Annotated in this window: 15 protein-coding genes and 3 pseudogenes; 17 read left to right on the top strand and 1 reads right to left on the bottom strand. The window is 51.2% G+C overall.

The annotated features are described in order from the left end of the window. The first annotated feature begins 150 nt into the window (after positions 1–150). From V6X73_RS06565 to V6X73_RS06535, 6 genes and pseudogenes are all read left to right on the top strand, one after another. Positions 151–1,176 carry a hypothetical protein gene (locus V6X73_RS06565; protein ID WP_367959316.1) on the top strand — a complete coding sequence of 342 codons (1,026 nt, stop codon included), beginning with the start codon at positions 151–153 and terminating at the stop codon, positions 1,174–1,176. Beyond that, positions 1,157–2,485, top strand: coding sequence for a hypothetical protein (locus tag V6X73_RS06560; RefSeq protein ID WP_367959317.1), 1,329 nt, complete (start codon positions 1,157–1,159; stop codon positions 2,483–2,485). Before V6X73_RS06565 ends, V6X73_RS06560 begins: the two co-directional genes overlap by 20 nt. Positions 2,486–2,564: 79 nt before the next feature. Further along, complete coding sequence (locus V6X73_RS06555) at positions 2,565–3,701, top strand: glycosyltransferase family 4 protein (RefSeq protein WP_367959318.1); 1,137 nt, start codon at positions 2,565–2,567, stop codon at positions 3,699–3,701. A gap of 263 nt (positions 3,702–3,964) precedes the next feature. After that, a complete protein-coding gene (locus V6X73_RS06550) occupies positions 3,965–4,102 on the top strand; it encodes a hypothetical protein (protein ID WP_367959319.1) in 138 nt (45 codons plus the stop codon). A 222-nt stretch (positions 4,103–4,324) separates the two neighbouring features. Further along, a pseudogene (locus V6X73_RS06545) lies at positions 4,325–5,479 on the top strand (IS3 family transposase). A 340-nt stretch (positions 5,480–5,819) separates the two neighbouring features. Beyond that, a complete protein-coding gene (locus tag V6X73_RS06535) occupies positions 5,820–6,554 on the top strand; it encodes a class I SAM-dependent methyltransferase (RefSeq protein WP_367959321.1) in 735 nt (244 codons plus the stop codon). A gap of 168 nt (positions 6,555–6,722) precedes the next feature. Here the strand turns inward: V6X73_RS06535 and V6X73_RS06530 are convergent. Beyond that, a pseudogene (locus V6X73_RS06530) lies at positions 6,723–7,070 on the bottom strand (integrase core domain-containing protein); the annotation flags it as partial. Positions 7,071–7,286: 216 nt separating this feature from the next. On the opposite strand from V6X73_RS06530, the pseudogene V6X73_RS06525 reads away from it, so the two are divergent. From V6X73_RS06525 to V6X73_RS06475, 11 genes and pseudogenes are all read left to right on the top strand, one after another. After that, positions 7,287–8,374, top strand: a pseudogene (locus V6X73_RS06525) (IS3 family transposase). A gap of 636 nt (positions 8,375–9,010) precedes the next feature. Continuing rightward, positions 9,011–10,042 (top strand): glycosyltransferase family 4 protein, encoded by a 1,032-nt coding sequence (locus V6X73_RS06520; protein ID WP_367959323.1) that lies wholly within the window; start codon positions 9,011–9,013, stop codon positions 10,040–10,042. Then, on the top strand, positions 10,042–11,940 hold the full coding sequence (gene asnB / locus V6X73_RS06515; RefSeq protein ID WP_367959324.1) for an asparagine synthase (glutamine-hydrolyzing): 1,899 nt from the start codon (positions 10,042–10,044) through the stop codon (positions 11,938–11,940). Before V6X73_RS06520 ends, asnB (V6X73_RS06515) begins: the two co-directional genes overlap by 1 nt. 213 nt (positions 11,941–12,153) lie before the next feature. Continuing rightward, entirely contained in the window at positions 12,154–13,407 is a 1,254-nt protein-coding gene (locus V6X73_RS06510; RefSeq protein ID WP_367959325.1) for a glycosyltransferase family 4 protein, read from the top strand. Then, positions 13,407–14,372 carry a GDP-L-fucose synthase gene (fcl, locus tag V6X73_RS06505; protein WP_367959326.1) on the top strand — a complete coding sequence of 322 codons (966 nt, stop codon included), beginning with the start codon at positions 13,407–13,409 and terminating at the stop codon, positions 14,370–14,372. Before V6X73_RS06510 ends, fcl begins: the two co-directional genes overlap by 1 nt. Next, positions 14,369–15,472, top strand: coding sequence for a GDP-mannose 4,6-dehydratase (gene gmd, locus V6X73_RS06500; RefSeq protein WP_367959327.1), 1,104 nt, complete (start codon positions 14,369–14,371; stop codon positions 15,470–15,472). The genes fcl and gmd overlap by 4 nt, the downstream gene beginning before the upstream one ends. Before the next feature lie 111 nt (positions 15,473–15,583). After that, a complete protein-coding gene (locus tag V6X73_RS06495) occupies positions 15,584–16,321 on the top strand; it encodes a glycosyltransferase (protein ID WP_367981293.1) in 738 nt (245 codons plus the stop codon). Positions 16,322–16,829: 508 nt separating this feature from the next. After that, positions 16,830–18,026 carry an O-antigen ligase family protein gene (locus V6X73_RS06490; protein WP_367981292.1) on the top strand — a complete coding sequence of 399 codons (1,197 nt, stop codon included), beginning with the start codon at positions 16,830–16,832 and terminating at the stop codon, positions 18,024–18,026. Next, a complete protein-coding gene (gene asnB / locus V6X73_RS06485; protein WP_367981291.1) occupies positions 18,014–19,963 on the top strand; it encodes an asparagine synthase (glutamine-hydrolyzing) in 1,950 nt (649 codons plus the stop codon). Before V6X73_RS06490 ends, asnB (V6X73_RS06485) begins: the two co-directional genes overlap by 13 nt. A gap of 189 nt (positions 19,964–20,152) precedes the next feature. After that, positions 20,153–20,584, top strand: coding sequence for an SIR2 family protein (locus V6X73_RS06480; protein WP_367959330.1), 432 nt, complete (start codon positions 20,153–20,155; stop codon positions 20,582–20,584). 18 nt (positions 20,585–20,602) lie between these two features. Then, complete coding sequence (locus V6X73_RS06475) at positions 20,603–21,274, top strand: SIR2 family NAD-dependent protein deacylase (RefSeq protein WP_367959332.1); 672 nt, start codon at positions 20,603–20,605, stop codon at positions 21,272–21,274. Positions 21,275–21,426 lie beyond the last annotated feature (152 nt).

The raw sequence follows: 21,426 nt of genomic DNA, 5'->3' as shown, positions 1-21,426 counted from the left end.
CGAAAACCCGAAGACAAAGCGCTTGACGAAGTTTTAAGTAGTGATCTTTCGCATTGGAAAATTTCATTACCACTAACCAAATTTGTGCAACTATCGCAATAGCTTTGTCTCGTTCCGGTTTGTAAAAACACTCAAACTCAAAAAGACGTCATGACGACAAAGAAAAAGACTCTATATATCCACATTGGCTACCCTAAAACTGCCTCAACAACCTTGCAGGATAACTTATTCTCAATACACAGCGAAATAGATTATTTGCATGATAAAGATTTGGGAGAATTGTCAGAAAATATTTTCTTTGGAAGAGAAAACGCAATATTGCGTAATAAAAAGCATATAAATGCGGATCTAGAAGAAGTGTTGTCAAAATTCTCTGAGCCTAACAATAAAGTTGTTTTGTCAAGCGAGTCCTTGACAAGCTGTAGCATGTTCTTCCGTTTTAATCCTTATCCGTTTGTATGGGCACCAGACCCAAGTCAGATCGCTCGGAAGCTCTACATGATTTTTGCAGAAAGCAATCTCTTTGGCGAAATAAAAATAATCATATCTATAAGGAGACAAGACCTACTAATCAAATCAATGTATGCTCAAGTATACAATCTGGCTTTTAAGCGTCACAAAGGGACGAGAAGCTTTAATAGTTTCTTGAATTATGCTCTTTACAAAAACCCAAAGCATTTTATAATTGATGCCTTGCATTATGAAAGTATAATTCAGCTTTATAAGACGCTTTTCGGTAGTAATAATGTTGTAATTTTAATTTTCGAAGATTTAGTAAATAACCCAGAGAAATATGCTGAAACCCTCTCTCGCGCAATAGGCATAGATAAACAGTATGTTTATGAGTGCATTACACGGAATAAAGTTAATCAAAGAAGTAACAGAGACAACTTTTATCCCTCAGATTCCAGAAACCTAGTAGAGATCCTGGCGCCACATAAAAGACGCTGGCTTGGCGAGCGTTCTCTAAACCTCAGAAATAAACGCATTTTTAATTTGCTCCAAAGAATTTATATTCCTGGACAAAAATTAAGAGATGTATACATCCCGGACCACCACATAGATAGGCTGAATGAAGAATTCTCCGCCTCCAACAAGGACCTACACGAAAAGCATAACCTTGACTTAATGGGATACGGCTATTGTACCTTTCCGTATGAAGCGCCAAGAACATAAAAATCGAAAAAACCAACTAAAAATGAATCAGAACTATTATGTTCACAAGGACACCCGTACCATTTTTGAAAGTCCGACTGACGGTCACAGCTACTTTTTCGGCTACTATGATAAGTCACCATTTGATGCCACAGATACCCTCTTACTTACCCATCGGACTGATTTTGATGGGCGGCCCATCACCGCAGAAGACGAAGCAGAAGTCGGCTTTTGGAACATAGGCACGAGGGAATTTACCACAATAGGTGTCTCTAGGGCCTTTAACTGGCAGCAGGGCAGCCATTTGCAATGGATGCCACCCGATTTTCAGTCTCGGATTATCTATAACGACAGGCGGGATGGGCAATTTGTTTCGGTCGTTTACTCCGTTGACAGCGGTGAAGAAACAGTCCATTCGTGCCCCATTTATGCGGTACATCCCTCAGGTCGGTTCGCACTAGCAGCCAACTACGAGCGGCTGTACTTCTGTCGGCCGGGATACAACTATCCGGGTGTGATAAACAGGACCTGGGATGTGCCTATCCACGAGGAAGACGGGATCTATCGGCTCGATTTCTACACGGGTGAGGTAACCCAGGTCATACGCACTAGGGACGTTGTCGATATTGGTTACCAGTCCGAGTTGGAAGATTGCGATAACTGGCTTGAGCATATGATGTGGAACCCAAATGGTACACGTTTCGCTTTCTTGCATCGCTGGGATAGCGGTAACGAAGGCCACAGGACACGCTTATTTACTGCCGACGCGGATGGCCGAGATATTTATATGTTTCCGGATGTAGGCTTTTATTCGCACATGAACTGGAAAAATGATCAGGTCTTTACCATCTGGGCCTTGGTCCCTTCCGGACGATCCAAGATTATGCAGGATTTTTCAACTAGTTCGTCTCTTTTATATAAAACAGCCAAATTAGCCTATCAGCCTATCAAGATGCTATTGGGCAAGAAACGCGCTGCTCGGCTTGTTAGGAATACAGCGTTTATTAACTATACGGACCAATCCAGAGAGTTGACTATACTCGGCAGAGAAGTTTTACCGGACAATGGGCACAATTCTTGGAGCCATGACGAGCGATACATGCTCACGGATACCTACCAGGACGATGATTGTTATCGCCATCTGTGGATATATGACAGCGAAAATAACTCGACTGAGAGTATTGGCAAATTCTACTCGCTATACAATGATTCTGAGTACCGAGCAGACCTGCATCCCAGATGGAGCCGCAACGAAAGGATGATTGCAGTTGATAGTGCGCATACTGAGAATAGAAAATTAATTGTTCTATCTGCTACGCGAAAAGAATAAGAAGCCGCCCGTGTCAACCACTATCTGTATAATAGGCCATGCCCTAGTCCAAGAACCACCGCGAAAGCGATGGCGCATTTTGGCAGAAGAATATGGGTATGATGTTCATTTGCTTATCCCACGGGTTTGGGAGTCGTACTGGTTTCAGGAAAAACAAGTATTTAAGTCTCAGGAAGAGCATAGCCATAATTTCCATATCCATCCAATGGCTACCACGAGCGTAAAGAATTGGGGGCGGTATTTTTTCCTTTCCTTGGATGTGAAGCTTCGCTCTATCAAGCCAGACCTGATCTACATCCTTCATGAAGAAAGCAGCTGGGTGCATCATCAGATATATCTTTATAGAAAGCTGTGGTGCTCGAAGGCAAAAATCATCTTCTTCTCCATGAACGCTCGCGGGATTCGGACCGAACGGTTTTACCACCGTCTGATGTGGAAAGACATTAAGGAAAATACGGAAGCCGCTCTGGTACATTATCCGGGTTGTCTGGAATCCCTTCGGGCCGGGGGGTATGAAAAGCCAGTCTACATGCAGACCCAGATCGGCGTAGACGAGGACATGTTCTGCCCGGATGAGGGCAAGCGTAAGCATATACGGGAGCAGCTCGGAGTAAAGGGCAAGTTTGTCATCGGCTATGCCGGGCGGCTGATTGAGGACAAAGGGCTGGACGATCTCATATCCATACTGCCCCTGGAGGGTGTGGATTGGGCGCTTCTTTTGGTCGGCGACGGTTCCATGCGGCAGGAAATCGAAGACTTACAGCAAAACAGTCCCTGGGGCGAGCGGATTATTCTCACTGGATCAGTATCCATGGATGAGGTTCCTTCCTATATGCGGGCCATGGACTGCTTTGTCCTTGCCTCTAAGACCATGCCCCACTGGATAGACACCTTTCCCTTGGTCTCTGTCCAAGCCCAGGCGTGCGGGGTGCCGGTGATCGGATCTGACTCCGGGGCTATTCCTTGGCAGTTGGGTGAGAGCGCGCTGCTCTTCCCCGAGGGGGACCGGGAGAGCTTTAAAGCGCGGGTCAGGGCATATGCGTTGGATGAAGGACTACGCCTGGGCTATGCAGAGGCTGGGCGGCTGAGATCGTTGGAAAACTTTTGCACCCGGCGGATGACGAAGAATTTCCACTATGTTGTCCAGCAGGTGATGCGTCAGGAGTTTGCTTACCACGAGATCGGTGAGGAGCATCTCCAATGGAAAGCATATTGAGGTATTCGAAGGCGAGTACGTCTAAAGGAAAGATCCGGTGACTTGCCAGGTGTCACTGCGCAGTGGACCGACCAGACGAGTATTTAGATCTTCCCCAGCAACAAAGGTGACTCGATTACCCCGTCTATTCGGTCCTCGAACGTATCAGGACTTATGTGACCAAAAGCGGAATAGCAACGCGTTCGGTCGTACGCCACTTCGATGTACTGAAGTGACCTTCTCTAAGCCTGCACAGATTAGAGTTCAAATGACAGGAGGGCATCATGAGCGACGAAGCACTCCTCAAACGTTTGACCACGAAGCGCAGATCAGCGGTGGTGATCAATATCTTCAGGGGCAAGACCACGCCGGTTGGAGTAGCCTGGCAGCAGGACCTCACCGTTGCTGAGATGGAGCGCTGAGTCGATGAAGCCGAGTGGGACATGGAGAGCTGCTTCCGATGCAGTTCTGGACGCGTCACTTCAAGCTGGTGCTTGAGTCGGGTATTGTCCTTACCGGGTGGTGCTAGCGCTAACTGACGCAGTTCTCGTGGCCGCCCTCAGCTTGCTATTGACAGATCGGGTTCTACCCCACAGCTGCGGACACATCTGAAAAGCTTCATCATGGGAAGCAGGAGGTGTCCGATGGCACAGAAGAGACGACAGTTCAGTCGAGAATTCAAAGAGGAAGCGGTCGAGCTCGCGAGTCGGCCTGACGTGACGATCAAAGACGTTGCGCATGACCTGGGTATTCATCGCTCGGTTCTCGAGCGTTGGTGCCGTGCATCCAACACCGCTGGCAAGGAGGCTTTCCCCGGCAAGGGGCAACCAGAGACGAAGAGGTCGCCCAGCTACGGCGAGAGCTTGCTCGGGTGAAAAAGGAACGGGATTTTTTGCGCGATGCGGCAGCGTTCTTCGCCAGGGAGTCACCCGTCGGTACCAGGTGATCCAGCGCTGTCGCGGTGAATACCCCATTCGACTGATGTGCCGTTGTCTGGAGGTCTCGCCAGGCGGTTTCTATGCCTGGCTTGCACGACCGGTGAGCAAGCGCGCTGCTGAGAACCAGCGGCTGCGCCGGCGTATGCGGGACCTTCACAAAGACCATCATGGTGTTCTTGGGGCCCCTCGTGTGCATGAGGAGCTCTTCTATGAGGGGGAGTCTCTCAGCCTCAATCGGGTGGCCCGGTTGATGGCCGCCGAGGGTCTCCAAGGCATACCGCAACGTCGGGGATGGCGGGGCAAACGCTCTGGCAGCCGACCGATGGCGGTGAGTAATCATCTCGAAGGGGACTTCAGCGTGGCAGCGCCCAACGAGCGTTGGGTGACGGACATCACCTACATCCGCACCGGCGAGGGTTGGCTGTATCTGGCTGCGGTCATCGACCTCTACAACAACGTGGTCATCGGCTGGTCGATGAGTGTACGGCAAGACCGGCAACCGGTGCTCAAAGCGGTCCTGATGGCGATCTGTCAGCGGGAAGACAACAGCCCGGTGATCCTGCACTCCGACCGCGGGACGCAGTTCACCAGTGGTGAATACCAGGCGTTCCTGCGCGATCATAACGTCATCTGCAGCATGAGCGCGGTTGGCCATTGTGGCGATAACGCCGCGGCAGAGGGGTCTTCGGTCTCCTCAAGCTTGATCGGGTTCGTCGCCGGCGCTATCTAACGCAGGCCGAGGCGCGAAGTGATGTCTTTGGTTATATTGAGTGATTGCACAACCCGAGAATGCGTCGGCGGGTTGAACAACCAATGGATCAGAAACGACGCTTAACGAAATCGTCCGCAGTGGTGGGGTAGAACCCATCTGCGTGCAGGCCGAGCTCTCTGCTTGCGGCTCTAACACCGATGCTTTGAGTGCCAGCGCCTCGGTACGGTACTCCGCGTTGTAGCGGGCCTTCATTCGCTTGGGCATGTCGTTGGCTGCTGCTGCCATGGTTCACCTCCAGTCTACTAACTTACTGAGGTGTCCATTGCCGGTGGGAAAGATAATTTCATGTTGTGCCGCGTATGCACCCCGATGCCCCGCACCAACCCCTTCTTGAATAAGTCTAACTAGAGTAAGACCTAGCCCTTCGCCATTCTACCCTTGGATACATTAGCCCTGATGCATTCGAGGCCCGGATAGCGGCGTAATCGAGTGTTCACTGGTACCGGGAGAGACCAAGCTGTGCGTATTTCAAATACAGAATTAAAGGCAACCTCCCATAGAGGTGTCGTGCGATCCTATCGTCATCCCGGTGTGAATCCTTTGAAAAGCCAGTTGCTGCGCGACTATTGCAATACGGGTTCCTTGTTGGATGTTGGATGCGGTAACGGCTTATATGCTTTATCTTGTCAAGACAGATGTCCCGAAGTTATCCAAGTCGACTTGGAAGATAGAAGAGATCCGCAAGCAAGCAACTTCACGTTTTATGCCATGAACGCTGAGGATCTTTCATTATTGAATGGCCCTTTCGACAACATAATAGCTTTCGATATCATTGAACATCTTGATGACGATGTAGGTTTTCTCAAAGAAGCTTATCGGTTATTAGGCAGCGGCGGCCGACTTTTCTTGAGTGTGCCGAATGAAGACAATTCATTATTAGAAAAGTTAAATTTAGCGCATATTCATTTTACGGATAAGACCCATCGTCGCGAGTACTCATATGCAGGGCTAAAATCGATTTTGGAAGATGGCCATTTTAAAAATGTGAAAATATCACCTCATATCAACAGCTCTGTTGTAAATATACCGCAACTTCTTCAAAAAGAAAATACAATATCTAGATATATGGCGAAATTTTTTAAAATACAGATGCGATGTTGCGAAAAAATTGGTATTTTCGAGAATAGAATAATTGCTGACTGGTTTGCGGTTGTGGAAAAATGAAAACAGCTAGTTTATTTGTCACGTCCTGGATAATTCCATCTCTCTGAAGAGCTATCCTTTGTGGTGCGCACGCGAACTGCTGAACACTGTGCTCGAGGAGGCTCAACGTTGAACATCCGGTTACATGCGAACGCAACCGGTGTCCGTCAACCTAGTTTTCGCATTTTGCTATGCCGCTTCCAGGGCCTTTTCCGGGTTCAGGCAGACCGCACCCACGGGTTTCCAGTTGCGTGTGCGGCCTGACCAGCGCCGGGGATTGGTCTGCTTGGCGGCGGTGTAGATCGCATGCCTTCTGGCGAGGATCTCCTTATCGCGGCCGACATGCCGCTCCCGCGGCGTGACATAGCGCAGGCTGCTGTGCCGATGCTCATGGTTGTACCAGCAAACAAAGCCAAGGACCCAGTCTCGAGCCTCATGGACGTCAGCAAAGCCATTCGGCGGGTAGTCCGGGCGGTACTTGCAGGTGCGGAACAGCGCCTCGGACAACGGATTTTCGTCGCTCACCCGAGGGCGGCAGGCTCGCGAACTCAGGCCGGTGGCACTGCTCGAGGATCTCGCACTGCTCCGCTTCAGTAAGCGCATGCGGCTGCGGTGGACGCTCTGCCATCGGGCGCCGATCACCTATCGTGTCCTGCTTCCAGGTTCGGTAGGTCTTGGCGTCGGTAATCCCCCCGAAAAATGATCGAGGTGATAAGTGGAATTTTGTACCCTAGCAAGGACAGGAGATTCCACATGCGTAAATCACGATTCACCGACAGCAAGATCATGGCGGTACTTAAGCAGGCTGAAGCGGGGGTCGAAGTCCCAGACCTCTGCCGCGAGCACGGCATCAGCAATGCGACGTTCTATAAGGGGCGCTCAAGGTTTGGCGGCATGGACACTTCAACGATGAAGCGGCTCAAGGAGCTCGAGGACGAGAACCGGCGCTTGAAGAAGATGTATGCCGAAGAGCGGCTCAAGTCGGATCTGCGCCAGGAGGCCCTTGAGGGAAAGTGGTAAGGCCATCTCATCGCCGTGAGATGGCCCGAAAGGCAGTCGCCGCCGGTCGCTGTAGCGTTCGACTCGCCTGCTGCGCCTTTTCCATCAGCGAGACTTGTTATCGGTATCGGGCAAAGCTTGGGCACGAGAATGCAGTGATTGCCGATTGGCTGGTGCGTCTAACGGACAATCACCGCAACTGGGGCTTTGGGCTCTGTTACCTATACCTTCGCAACGTCAAAGGCTTCCGCTGGAACCACAAGCGCGTGTATCGCATTTACCGGTCGCTTGAGCTCAACCTGCGGATTAAGCCGAAGAAACGCCTGATCCGGGAGAAGCCCGAGCCGCTCGCGGTGCCGGAGGCTGTAAACCAAAGCTGGTCGATGGACTTTATGCACGACCAGCTATCGGATGGACGGACCTACCGGCTTTTCAACGTCATCGATGACTACAACCGTGAAGGCCTGATCATCGATGCGGACTTCTCGCTGCCCGCAGAGCGCGTCATTCGTTCTCTCGAGCAGCTAATTGAGTGGCGAGGCAAGCCGCAGGCTATTCGCTGCGACAACGGGCCGGAATACGTCAGCCATAAGCTCATTCCGTGAGCAAAGAAACAGCGCATAGACATCAACTATATCCAACCCGGAAAGCCGCAACAGAATGCCTATGTTGAGCGCTACAACCGAACGATCCGTTATGACTGGCTAAGCCACTATCTGTTCGAATCGATCGCCGAGGTCCAGGACTTTGCCACCCGATGGCTATGGACTTACAACAATGAACGACCGAATATGGCACTAGGCGGCATAACCCCGAAACAGAAGGTGGCCATGGCCGCCTGATGAGCTCTACTTATCGCCCCGGTTATAAATGGGGGGAATACCGAACCTTTTGCGCTTGAGCATGTCGCTGGCTGCTGTTGCCATGCGCCACCACCAGTCTACTAACTTACTGAGGTGTCCACTGCTGGTGGGAAGGATCAGAGCGCTGAATCACCGAACACCCATCCAGGCCATGAAAAACTGGCGGACTACTCACCCGCAGTTTCATTCGGCAGGTGAGCAATCATGCGGGACTTGACAAATAATTACAATAATGAAAATTATGGCAATGAATGTCTAAAGTTTAAAGAAATAGACTTTGAACAACCGATTGTAAATACTGATATCTATATCGGTCAGCATTGGTTCGCCAAGTATTGCAACGTCTTGATAATAGAGTAATCCAAAATTTATTAATCAACTTACAGTCATTTAATTATGTCATAATCACTGGGCATCAGACTAATAATTCTAAGGTATTTGACAAGAATATACAACGCGGTTCAACCAATAGGAATGAAAAAGCCTTAGGTGTATATTTGGATAAAGAACCATTCAAGTAATATATTGTTGATTAAGGTTGTTGGTTAGCATTCCAGTTGAGACAGAGACAAGTATTAACAGCTATATCGTTTCAATGAAATCTGAAAAAATATAATGAAAATATTAATAATAAGTAATGATTTTTCCAAAAATGGAGGAATAGAATTTTTAAGTGAGCTTGTATATAAAGCTATTTACAAGCATTTTATAGTACAAAAGTTTAGCAAAAGATGCAATAATAAACTCATTCGTATCCTTAAAGAAATTAGTATAAGGCGCTCTTTAAGAGGCAAAAATCTTATAATATTCATGCACTCCTTTTTGTACAATAGGTATAAAAAATATATACCAAATAAAACTAAAACTATAATTTGGACTCATGGTATAGAAGTGTGGGGTGCATGGGGAAAAAAGAAAAATCCGAATCTCGAATATGCAGATAAAGTTATAGCCGTTAGTTCTTTCACTGCAGAAAGAGTTCATGAAAACTGGCCTTCAGCTAATGTATCTATTGTCAATAACGCTATTGAACCTTTTGAGTTAAGCAACGATGTTGAAATGAAAAATGAAATAGTGATTCTAAGCAGGATAGATTCAACGGAAAAATATAAAGGGCATGAGCTTGTTTTTGAATCTTTGTCTATTTTAAAGAATTCAGATACTGCTGATATTCCAGTTTTTCATGTTATAGGTCAAGGGGATGATAGGGATCGATTAGAAGAGGTTGTGAAAACATTAGGAATTTCAGATCATGTGATCTTTCATGGATATGTAGATGACGCAGAGCTAAGCCATATTTTCTCAAGGTGTTTCGCGTTTGTTATGCCTAGCTTTGTCAGAATAAATCCAAATGACATTTGGGGTGGCGAAGGTTTTGGTTTGGTTTACTTGGAGGCCGGTTTACATAAGCTTCCTGTTATAGCCTGCAATGAAGGTGGACAGACTGATTGCGTTATTGATGGCGAGACTGGTTTTCTCGTAAATCCGAATCCTGATGAGATCGCTGAAAAAATTGAATTATTGATGAACAACCCTGAGCTTGCCCACAAAATGGGTGAGGCAGGGTATTGGCATGTCAAAAATAATTTTTTATTTGACCATTTCGAAAAGAATGTAGTCAATGTCATTAAGGAAGTCTTTGCTTAATGTGCGGCATAGCAGGTTTATACAACACGCCCTCCCCCGAAGCGCTCCAGCCTATGCTCCAGGCCATATCCTCTCGGGGGCCGGATGACGGGGATATACTTGTGGAGTGGGAAAACGGCATTTGCCTGGGACATAAGCGGCTGTCTATTATCGACCTGTCGGCTGGCGGCAGGCAGCCCATGACCGATGCCTCAGGCAGGTTCTCCATTACCTACAATGGGGAGATCTACAATCACCTTGAGTTGAGACGGGAGCTGCAAGAGCTTGGGCATTCCTTTCGGACCCGGACGGATACCGAGGTGGTGCTCAGCGCCTACAGGCATTGGGGACAGGACTGCCTACGCCGTTTGCGGGGGATGTTCGCTTTGGCCATTTTGGATCGGGGACCTGACTACGGGGGCAGTTGGCTTGGCGGGCAGAAAGTACCGGATAGTCCGTACCTGTTTCTGGCCCGGGACAGATTCGGGATCAAACCGCTGGTGTATACCCAAACCGGGCGAGGGTTTGCCTTTGCCTCGGAGCTGAAGGCCCTGCTGGCGTCGGGTCTGGTGCAGCGCACAGTCCGGCCCGAGGCGGTGGTGGAATATCTGTCTTACGGGGCGGTGTCCCAGCCGGGCACCATATTAAAAGGCGTCTATCAGCTAGAGCCAGGCACTGCCGTGTATGTATCCCAGGACGGTTTTGTCTCGACACCCTCCCGGTACTGGGACCTGAGCTGGGGGATGGAGGCCAATCGGGATGCCCTTGAGACTCTGGCCTATCCAGACCTAGTTCAGAAAACTCGGTCTCTCCTGGAAGAGGCCACTCAGAACCATTTGGTATCCGACGTACCCGTGGGAGCGTTTCTTAGCGGCGGGGTGGACTCCGCGGCTGTCTGCGCGCTGATGCAGCGTGAAACCGGAGAGCCAGTCCAGACGTTTTCCCTGGGCTTTAAAGGACTCGTGGAAGTGACGGATGAGACTTCGTTTGCCAAAGAAGTGGCTAAATATATCGGCTGTCAGCATACCGAGGTGCTTGTTAACGATCGAGACGTTGCGGAGTGTTTTGACGATATTATTAGTGCGCTAGATCAGCCTAGCGTCGACGGAACCAATACCTATCTAGTCAGCCAGGCCGCAGCGCAACAGGTCAAGGTAGCGGTTTCTGGCTTAGGTGGGGATGAGCTATTTGCCGGGTATCACCACTTTGCCGCATTCAAGGAAGCGGCCCGGGGCGAGGCAGGTCCCGTGGATTACATCGCTTCGATGTTGCACAAAGCTAGGCCTAACCGATTCACGGTCCGTAGAGCCTACAAGGCAGCCAGTTTTGAGCAACGTTTGGCGATGATGCGTAACTTAACAGTTCCAAACAAGCTGCGTGGACAACTATCCGGCTCCCTAGCCGCCCTGTGTGGTCCGTATACGCATCCGGCTCTTCTCGGCAGTGATCTCTCGGACTGGGATGCAGTTAGTCAACTTAGCTATGCCGAATGTAAGGGTTACCTGCAAAATACCTTGTTGCGAGACAACGATGTCATGAGCATGGCTCATTCTTTGGAGGTCCGGCCAGTGCTCCTAGACCATAAGTTGGCGGAACATGCGTTAGCGTTACCAGCCGAGGCGAAAATCTGTAATGGGCAGATGAAAGCAGTTTTGGTGGATGCCGTGTCTGACCTAATCCCGCCCGGTTGTTGGCAGCGGCCCAAAAAAGGCTTCGAGCTGCCTTTTGCTACTTGGATGAATGGACGCTTACGGCCTAGAGTGCGAGACGCGTTCTTTTCCTCCGAAGCCAAGGAGATTTTCGATAGATCCTACCTAGATAGAATGAAGAATCGTATCAATAAGGGTAGTATCCCCCGCAGTGCTTGGGCGCCTTTTGTTTTACTCTCTTGGATAAAGCACACATCCTGCCGGTTATGAGTTTGGGGTGGGTTAGGCTTCGAGTCAAAAACTTCCTTCCTAGAGAAATTATTCCGTGGTCAATGTTTCTAGTTTCGGCATGGTTGGTATCTTGTAGGACAGTTGTGATGGACATTTGCCAGCCAATGATTGGTTTAGTGAAGAATCAGTGCTGGTCGATATATATGTCACGCCCTACCTCTGCAGCCAAAATAACAGTGCGTAGAGATTGATTTGAACGTCCTGCACCTCCAATCTGGCGAACTAACCGGTGGCGCCGCACGTGGTACCTACTGGTTGCATAGCGCCTTACGTGAGATTGGTGTTGATTCCCATCTGATGATCAGCGGGCGGGACGCGCGGGGCGACGATTCCGTTACCGCGCTCGCAGACTCTCAGGCTAAGCGGGTTGATTATGCGTTGCGTAATCGAATTGGTAATTTTCCGACACGCCTCTATACGAAGCGGCAACAGAGTATCTTCAATACAGGCCTTGCTGGGATTAATTTCACTCGGACGTCTGCGTACCGAGCAGCAGATGTTATCCATCTGCACTGGATCAACGGATTAGTGGCGATGAGGTCGCTGCGTAGGCTTGACAAGCCGATCGTGTGGACCATGCGCGACATGTGGCCGTTGACCGGTGGATGTCACTACGCGATCGACTGCGACCGATACGGGATTGGATGCGGTCATTGCCCACAGTTAGCTAGTAAGAGCCGCTGGGATCTCAGTAGGGCTATAGTAAAGGCAAAAAATGCGACCATACCGAGCGGATTGCAGGTTATCGGAATAAGCGACTGGTTAAGCGAGTGCGCGCGTCGCTCCGAAGTTTTCCGGGGACATCAAACCCGAACGATCAGTAATAACATCGACACGCGCTTGTTCTCGCCGTTACCAATCCAGGTAGCGAGGCAGGCACTTAACTTGCCGGCCGATAAGAAGGTTATTTTAGTCGGCGCGCAGCGGCTGACCGACTTCTACAAGGGGTTTGATCGGTTCCTTCAAGCATTGTCGCAGGCAAACAGCCGTTCCATGCACATCGTCACCTTCGGGAGATCCGCTCAAGCGGCGATGGAAGGAGTCGATCTACCAAAGACGCACCTTGGCTTTCTCTCCGATGCTGTATCGCTTCGTCTAGCGTATGCGGCCGCTGACGTCTTCGTCGCGCCTTCGTTAATGGATGCATTTGGAAAGACCCTCGCCGAGTCCATGGCCTGTGGGACGCCAGTTGTTTGTTTCGATGCGACTGGGCCAAAAGACATCGTCGCGCACAAGGAGACGGGTTACCGCGCTAGGCCTTACGAACCTGGCGATCTGGCGGCGGGAATCGACTGGGTCCTGAGACAGGACACGGAGGGTGCGGAATGCCTGCGCCAGCAGTCGCGCAAGCGTGCAGTCGATCATTTTGACTCTAGGGTAATCGCACGCCAGTACAAGACGCTCTACGAGGAGATGCTCGGCTCAACGGCGGGAGAACAATCTTGATGGGAAACGGTCAGGGTGTCGGAGGCATCTACATCGCGGGTCACCGAGGCATGGTTGGCTCCGCCATCCGTCGCGCGCTGGAATCTGCGGGGGAGGCGAACGTCCTCAGCGCGACTTCCAAGGATCTGGATCTGCGCAACGCCACCGCCGTTGACGAGTTCCTCGCCGCTAATCGCCCGACACAAGTCTATCTGGCCGCAGCCAAGGTCGGCGGCATCCAGGCGAACAATGCGTATCCAGCGGAGTTCATCCACGACAATCTGGCCATTCAGGATAACGTCATCCATGCGGCCTGGCGCCACGGGGTCCAGCGACTGCTGTTTTTGGGGAGTTCCTGCATTTATCCACGGGATACCAAGCAGCCGATGCGCGAGGAGGTACTCCTTACCGGCCCGTTAGAGCCCACCAATGAGCCTTATGCAATCGCAAAGGTCGCGGGCATCAAGCTGTGCGAGAGCTATAATCGCCAGTATGGCACCGACTTCCGCTCCGTCATGCCAACCAACTTATATGGCCCAGGCGACAATTTTGACCTCGAGACCAGCCATGTCCTCCCGGCCCTCATCAGAAAAACTCATGAGGCGAGGGTCACCGGCGCCGAGTCGATACCGGTCTGGGGCAGCGGGCGGCCGATGCGGGAGTTTCTGCACGTGGATGACATGGCGGCGGCCTGCGTCCACGTTATGAATCTGGACCGGGCGACCTGGCAAGCGCACACCGACCCGCGCTGTTCGCACCTCAATGTGGGTACGGGTGAAGACCTGTCCATCGGTGACTTGGCGCGCTTGGTGGCCGATGTCGTTGGGTTTGAGGGTCAGTTGGCATTCGATCCCGATCGTCCTGACGGCACGCCGCGCAAGCTCCTGGACGTCTCCCGCCTTAAAGGCCTCGGCTGGCAGGCATCCATCGGCCTGCGCGAGGGCATTGAACAGACCTATCAGTGGTATCTGGAAAACCCCGCATGAAAAAAGCCCTGATTACCGGCATCACCGGGCAGGACGGCAGTTATCTGGCTGAATTTCTGCTCGAGAAAGGCTACGAGGTCCACGGCATCAAGCGTCGATCCTCGTCGTTCAATACCGAGCGCATCGACCATATCTATCAGGACCCGCATGACCGCGAGCAGCGCTTCGTCCTGCACTATGGCGACCTCACGGATTCATCCAACCTCACTCGCATTATCCAGGAGGTGCAGCCGGACGAGGTCTACAACCTGGCGGCGCAGAGTCATGTGGCGGTGAGCTTTGAGTCGCCGGAATACACCGCAAACGTCGATGCGCTGGGCACGCTACGGTTGCTAGAGGCCATCCGGCTGCTCGGCCTGACGGAGAAGACCCGTTTCTATCAGGCCTCCACCTCCGAGCTCTACGGGCTGGTCCAGGAAGTCCCGCAAACCGAGTCTACGCCGTTCTATCCCCGTAGCCCGTATGCCGTGGCCAAGCTCTACGCCTACTGGACCGTCGTGAACTACCGCGAGGCGTATGGGATGTACGCCTGCAATGGGATCCTGTTCAACCACGAGTCCCCCCGCCGAGGCGAGACCTTCGTCACCCGCAAGATCACCCGCGGGCTGGCCAATATCGCGCAGGGGCTCGACAGGTGCCTCTACCTCGGCAACCTCGATGCGAAGCGTGATTGGGGCCACGCGAAAGATTATGTGCGCATGCAGTGGATGATGCTGCAGCAGGACGAGCCCGACGACTTCGTCATCGCGACTGGACAGCAGTGTTCGGTGCGGGAGTTCGTGGTGGCCGCGGCGCGGGTCTTGGGGATTGAGCTGGAATTCCGCGGAGAGGGTGTTGGCGAGCAGGCGGTTGTGACAAGTGTGAGCGGTAACGATGCACCCGGCGTATCGGTGGGCGATGTCATTGTTGAAGTCGATGAGCGCTATTTCCGGCCGACGGAGGTGGAGACCTTGTTGGGTGATCCTTCTAAAGCGCGGCGGGAGATGGGTTGGGAGCCAGAGATTGGGATTGATGCTTTGATTGAGGAGATGATGCAGATCGATATAAAAACGGGTACGCAAAGAGCGCTGTTGCTGGGCTGGGATTCCCAGAGAAAGTAGAGAATTAGAGTTAATGACCGGAAACGGTTCGGTCGTGGCCAAAAACCTGGGCTTCGGCACGGGGTGATAGTTTTGTATAGGTCTAAACGACTGGCTTTGAGTGAAAGTAAGATGTTCAGTTTTGTGACAATTAACAAAAATAACGCTCTCGGCCTGGAGAAAACTCTAGATGGCTTCGTTGAGTTAAATAAATACTTTAGTGACTTTGAAGTAGTGGTTGTGGATGGGCTCTCTGGTGACAACACGCAATCCGTTATAGCGAAGTACAGAGATGTGATTGACAGTTGGAGATCAGAACGGGATAAAGGTATTTACGATGCAATGACAAAAGGGACGCAACGCGTCCGTGGGAAGTATATTTGTTTCATGAACTCCGGAGACCAAGTAATACCGAGAGCAATGGCCGAGCTAATGCGAATTCAAGAGAACGAGTCATTCGCTGTGGCTGGTCAGCACCTCTGGGAGAACCGTTCCTATGGGGCTAGCGGCCGCATGTGGCCGCGTCTCCTTAAAATGCCATCACACCAAACAATCTGGTTTCCGACGCGGTTCTGCGTAGATAATCCATTCGATTTGACTTTGGCTATAGGCGCGGATCTTGACCAAAAACTAAAGGCATTGAATTCCATCGGCCTCAGGTTCTACAAAATGCCAGTTGCCATTTGTGAGCTGGGCGGTGTGTCCCATAGTGTGGAAGGCATAGAAGCTTTGGTTTCTCGCTCTAATGACCAGTTTATTATAGCTCGACGTCACTTCGGTTTAACGTGGGGTATAATAAACTGGCTTAAGTGTATCTTTTGGACAGGGGGTCGGAGGCTTTTGCCGCAATTGCTGCCTTATAGAAAGTAGCGTGAATGCTTATAAATTGTTATTTGATTTTAAGCTAAATAGCCCGAGCTGAAATGCCCCCATCTGTAAGATTCTTTTAATCGCGATCGGGTTTTTCAAGGTGTTATTCGACTTTAAAAATCTTTAGATCCATTTCTTTAAAGATGGTCAGGTCCTCTAGAACAACACTGATCTAATCTCTCCCACCAGCAGTGGACATCTCAGTAAGTTAGTAGACTGGTGGTGGCGCATGGCAACAGCAGGCAGCGACATGCTCAAGCGCAAAAGGGTCCACTTCCCCGCGGAGTTTGGTGTCTCGCGCAGTGGCTATTACGCGTGGCTGCGCCGTCGAGATATTAGGATGGCGATGGAAGGGAGGGGTAGTTGCCTACACTGCCGAGGTGACAAAAGCAGTTTGTTACTGTGTACACTCCCGGAAAGCAAGCGGTTTTAATCATGTATAGATGAAGGATATAGCGTTGTTTGTTTAATCGACGATAGACTAGGCAGAATTTCTTAAGAGATCACTATGTTATCATCGGAATCTAAGTTCAAGCGAAGCTTAGTGCTGAGTATTTTAATAGGCCTAGCTCTCGGTTCAGGCTATATGACGGCGCTTCGCTTTTGGGGTCCAGTTGGTATCTCGGAATTGATCTTTCTCTTTATAACATGTGCTTTGCTAACAAGAGGCGGTCGCAGAATTTTTAATTTTCGAAGAACACTTTTAGGATGGAGTGAATTATATTTAATAGTTGCTTTTTTCTTAATATGTCCGTCGGTGACCGCCTTTGTTTATTTTTTTAGTCACTATTCAGAGATGTCGGATCCAGTGTACGTTTTTTCTTTCGCAGGGGGTTTGATCCTGGCTTTTTTGATAGCCGATGAAATTAGGTGTGGTCGTATCGATATGCGCATCGTTGCGGTTACTTCGCTTGCGACTTTCTTGGTGGGTAATCTAGTTTCTGTAACAATTGGATATAATGCCGGCTCGTTCAGGTATACGGGGTTCGCAAACAATCCAAATCAGCTCATATTTTATATCGCTTCCATTTCGTTATTATTAGCTATGTATGACAAACGATTCCTGGTTCTAGGTTTGCCGTTGCTTGTTTATATTGGGGTTTTGTCAGGCAGTGATGCTTATGTTGCTTCTGTTACGATAGGTGCAATCTCCCTAGTTTATGTAGTGTTTTTCTATTATCAAAAGACGCCACTTATTTTTAACATCGGGGTTTTATCTCTCTTAACAGCAATTGTTGTGATATCTTATGGTGAGTTAGTCCACGAGTATTTGGTGCAGATCTGGGATGAAGCGGATGAAGGTGGGAGCAGAGTTGCGCTGTTAGTTAATGCGGTTCGCGCGAGTTTGGCCTCGCCTCTATTTGGCTGGGGAGCCGGCTCTTTTTCAGGTATTTTTTCTCCATTTGAAGGGTATGAGGCGCATAATAATCTGCTCGATTTGTCCATGCAGTTCGGGTTTTTGGTTCCGTTAGCTATATATGGCGTTATAATAATTGCGATGACTGAAGCCCTTAAAAGGCGTCAATATGTGATTTTCGCATTTATCGTATCCTACCTCGTAAGTGGTATTTTCCATTTTTCAGCAAGGCATTTTGTTTTCTGGGTCGAGTTTGGGGTCTTCCTCGCATACATTTCAAGTCCTCGTAATTCCGTATCTGGACGATTAGATGAGCCCAGTGCTAAGCGTGTCTCATGTGCGGAGTGATTGGGGTATTTGGAGATGCGGTGACGAGGCAAAGTACGATTCTCCGAATGGTTATAGCGCTCGAGAGTCGTGGCCCTGATGATTCTGGAATATGGGTCGACTATGATGCTGGACTAGGTCTCGGGCACCGACGTCTCTCGATCTTGGATCTGTCGCGATCCGGGCACCAGCCGATGCACTCACCGTGTGGCCGCTATGTCCTCGTATACAACGGTGAGATCTATAACCACAATGCAATTCGGCAGGAGCTCGAAAGCAAAGGTGGTGCATTTGCTTGGCGAGGCCATTCAGATACGGAGGTTTTACTGGCTGCGTTGCGCCACTGGGGTATTCAAGGCGCCCTTGAACGATTGAATGGCATGTTTGCCTTCGCGCTGTGGGACCGCACAGAGCAGACCTTGTTCCTGGCGCGTGATCGTATGGGGGAAAAACCACTCTATTACGGTCGTAATGGCGATACGTTGCTATTCGGCTCTGAACTTAAGGCATTGAGCGCGCATCCGGATTGGCGGGGTGAGGTGGACCGAGGTGCGTTGGCCCTTATGCTCCGCTATAATCACGTTCCTTCCCCGTGGAGCATTTACCGCGGTATCTATAAATTACCGGCAGCGCATTATCTGGCGGTTCGGGACAAAGGGCGTCATGTGGGGGAGCCCGTCTGTTACTGGAACCTTGCAAACATCGCGATAGATGGCGCTCGAGGGGCAGTAGGTGAGCCAGACGTACTCGCAGAGGAACTGGACAGCTTACTTAGCGATTCTGTCGGACGAAGAATGATGGCGGACGTGCCGTTGGGAGCGTTTCTGTCTGGTGGATTCGACTCCACAATGGTAGTGAGCCAAATGCAGGCGCAGAGTGCTCGCCCCGTAAGGACATTTTCGATTGGTAATGCATATGCGGAGTATGACGAAGCGCATCATGCCGCGGCCGTGGCCAGTCACCTCGGCACGGATCACACGGAACTGTACGTAACGCCGGAAGATGCCCAGGCTGTCATCCCCCTCCTGCCACGAATGTTCGACGAACCGTTTGCAGATTCATCCCAGATCCCTACGTACTTGGTTAGCGAGCTCGCACGGCGCGATGTCACCGTCGCGCTGTCTGGTGATGGCGGTGATGAACTCTTCGGAGGCTACAACCGCCATGTTGTTGGGTCGGAGGTGTGGCGCCGCGTAAACAGACTGCCTGCTGCTCTGCGAAGGTTCTTAGGGGGTGGGATCGGAACCTTGTCACAACGGGATCTTCAGAGATGGAAGAGCCGTCTGCCGCCGCGTATGCAGGCCCCGAATCTAGAGCTGAAGCTGGAAAAACTCGGCAAGGCTTTGGGCGCGGCGGACGGGTTTGAATTCTATCGTTCGCTCCGATCCCATTGGAAAGCACCAGAGCGCATGGTCTTGGGGGTGTCGGAACAGCGAGAACACGGGGGTTCGGTGGATCGGCTTTCGGAGTTGCCCGGCTTGCGGGAGCAGATGATGCTCCTAGACATGCTCACATATCTGCCGGACGATATTCTGACAAAGGTTGATCGGGCCAGCATGGCGGTCAGCCTGGAAGCGAGGGTGCCGCTCCTCGACCACCGATTGGTTGAGTTCGCCTGGCAGGTCCCGACCGAATATAAAGTGCGCGATGGTCAGGGTAAGTGGCTATTTCGCAAGGTTCTCGATCGCTATGTTCCGCGCTCACTGATGGAAAGACCGAAGCAAGGCTTCGGCATACCTATCGAACATTGGCTTCGGGGGCCCCTTCGAGACTGGGCGGAGTCTTTACTCGAGGAGAGGCGGCTTGTGAACGAGGGATTTTTCGATCCGGCGCCAATCCGAAAAGCGTGGTCTCAGCACTTGTCGGGGCAAGGCCGGAATCAACATAACCTTTGGTGCGTCCTGATGTTTCAGGCATGGCTTGACGAGCAGCGCAGTGTCGTCGGAACGATTAGTTAAAAGCGGCTTTTCCATCCGATATGCCAAGCACGCGGAAAAATCGGAACGAAAATCCTACTTTTCGGTAGCTTCTCCCGGTCCTTCCTGAACTTCAGCAGCCCACTTTTCCAGCCGCTCCGCCGTGGCGGTCATGCAGTGGCTACACTCAGCTCCCCAAATCAAGCTTAGGCTGGACGGCCAAGACTCTACATGCAGCTCAAACCGAACGGCCCTGACATACCCGAAGCCTTTCTGCGTGCACACGAAGACGGCAGCGTGGTGTTCTTCACCGGCGCGGGCATTTCCATGCCAGCGGGGTTACCTGGCTTCAAGAGCCTGGTGAATGAGCTCTATGCGAGGTTGCCGGTGCCCAAGGCCGGTAGGCACAACAACGCAATATGCGCAGAGCAATACGACGTCGCAATCAGTTTATTGCAGAAAGACCTTGCGAATGGTCGGGAACAGATCACCGACGCACTGATAGACATCCTTACGGCGAAAACCTTCAAGGCCAAGAATTGGGAGACTCATCAGGCGTTGCTGACGCTCAGCCGTACGTCCGGCGGCCAAACGCGGCTGATTACAACCAACTTTGATCGGCTCTTCGAATTAGCGATCGAGCAAGCTTCTCAAAGTGTGTAGAAATTCACCGCACCGCAGTTGCCGATTCCAAAGAATCATTGGGATGGCCTTGTCTATCTCCATGGGTTGTTACCCGATACGAACCGGGCCGGTGGTTCAGACCGGCTGGTGCTCTCCGGTGGCGACTTCGGTCTGGCGTATCTGACAGAGAGTTGGGCGGCGCGCTTCGTCAGTGAGCTGGTCCGGCGCTATACGGTGTGTTTCGTCGGCTACAGCGTGTCAGATCCCGTGATGCGATACATCAGCGATGCGGTGGCCGCCGATCGCGAATCGGGTGAATCGCTACCGCCCATGTTTGCATTCGTCGGCTATCAACCCGGCACCAAGGCCGAGGTGGAGGAGGAATGGGCGGCCAAAGACATCACGCCAGTCCCGTACCTGGACGAGGACAATCACAAGCATCTGCACCATACCCTTCATGCGTGGGCGGTCCTGTATCGCGACGGACTGAAAGGCAAGCTTCAAATCATCAATCAGGCAGCGATGTCTCCGCCACACGAGAGCACACAGGAGGATGACTTTGTCGGCCGCGTTCTCTGGGCGATCAGCGACCCAGGCGGCAAGCCTGCTCGGCATTTCGCTGATCTCACGTCAGCCTCCTCCATTGAATGGTTAGAGCCTTTGAGTCATCGCTTGTGGTTAGAGCCTGATGCGGGTGGTACAGAACCCGAAACACTGGTGGCCGTGTAGAGAGCAGTCGCTATAGCGCCCTCAGTGTAAACACCGGATCCAGAAGGGCCCTTTTCACCGGAGTGAGATGTCCCCCGATCATCACATCAAGGTCTCGTCTTCCCCGGGTTCCTCTATAGCGGCCTCCTTGACGGTCTGAGATGAGCGGTTTT

The organism is Spiribacter pallidus, from assembly GCF_040838495.1.
Lineage (GTDB): Bacteria > Pseudomonadota > Gammaproteobacteria > Nitrococcales > Nitrococcaceae > Spiribacter > Spiribacter pallidus.
Note: the sequence above shows the minus strand (reverse complement) of the source record. Positions and strands in the feature narration are given on the sequence as shown.

Bases quoted from the DNA above. Each gene is read 5' to 3' on its own strand.
- V6X73_RS06520 (WP_367959323.1), top strand. From the start codon at position 9,011: ATGAAAATATTAATAATAAGTAATGATTTTTCCAAAAATGGAGGAATA.
- V6X73_RS06550 (WP_367959319.1), top strand. From the start codon at position 3,965: ATGAGCGACGAAGCACTCCTCAAACGTTTGACCACGAAGCGCAGATCA.
- V6X73_RS06490 (WP_367981292.1), top strand. From the start codon at position 16,830: ATGTTATCATCGGAATCTAAGTTCAAGCGAAGCTTAGTGCTGAGTATT.
- V6X73_RS06560 (WP_367959317.1), top strand. From the start codon at position 1,157: ATGAAGCGCCAAGAACATAAAAATCGAAAAAACCAACTAAAAATGAAT.
- V6X73_RS06565 (WP_367959316.1), top strand. From the start codon at position 151: ATGACGACAAAGAAAAAGACTCTATATATCCACATTGGCTACCCTAAA.
- asnB (WP_367959324.1), top strand. From the start codon at position 10,042: ATGTGCGGCATAGCAGGTTTATACAACACGCCCTCCCCCGAAGCGCTC.
- V6X73_RS06495 (WP_367981293.1), top strand. From the start codon at position 15,584: ATGTTCAGTTTTGTGACAATTAACAAAAATAACGCTCTCGGCCTGGAG.
- fcl (WP_367959326.1), top strand. From the start codon at position 13,407: ATGGGAAACGGTCAGGGTGTCGGAGGCATCTACATCGCGGGTCACCGA.
- V6X73_RS06480 (WP_367959330.1), top strand. From the start codon at position 20,153: ATGCAGCTCAAACCGAACGGCCCTGACATACCCGAAGCCTTTCTGCGT.
- asnB (WP_367981291.1), top strand. From the start codon at position 18,014: ATGTGCGGAGTGATTGGGGTATTTGGAGATGCGGTGACGAGGCAAAGT.
- gmd (WP_367959327.1), top strand. From the start codon at position 14,369: ATGAAAAAAGCCCTGATTACCGGCATCACCGGGCAGGACGGCAGTTAT.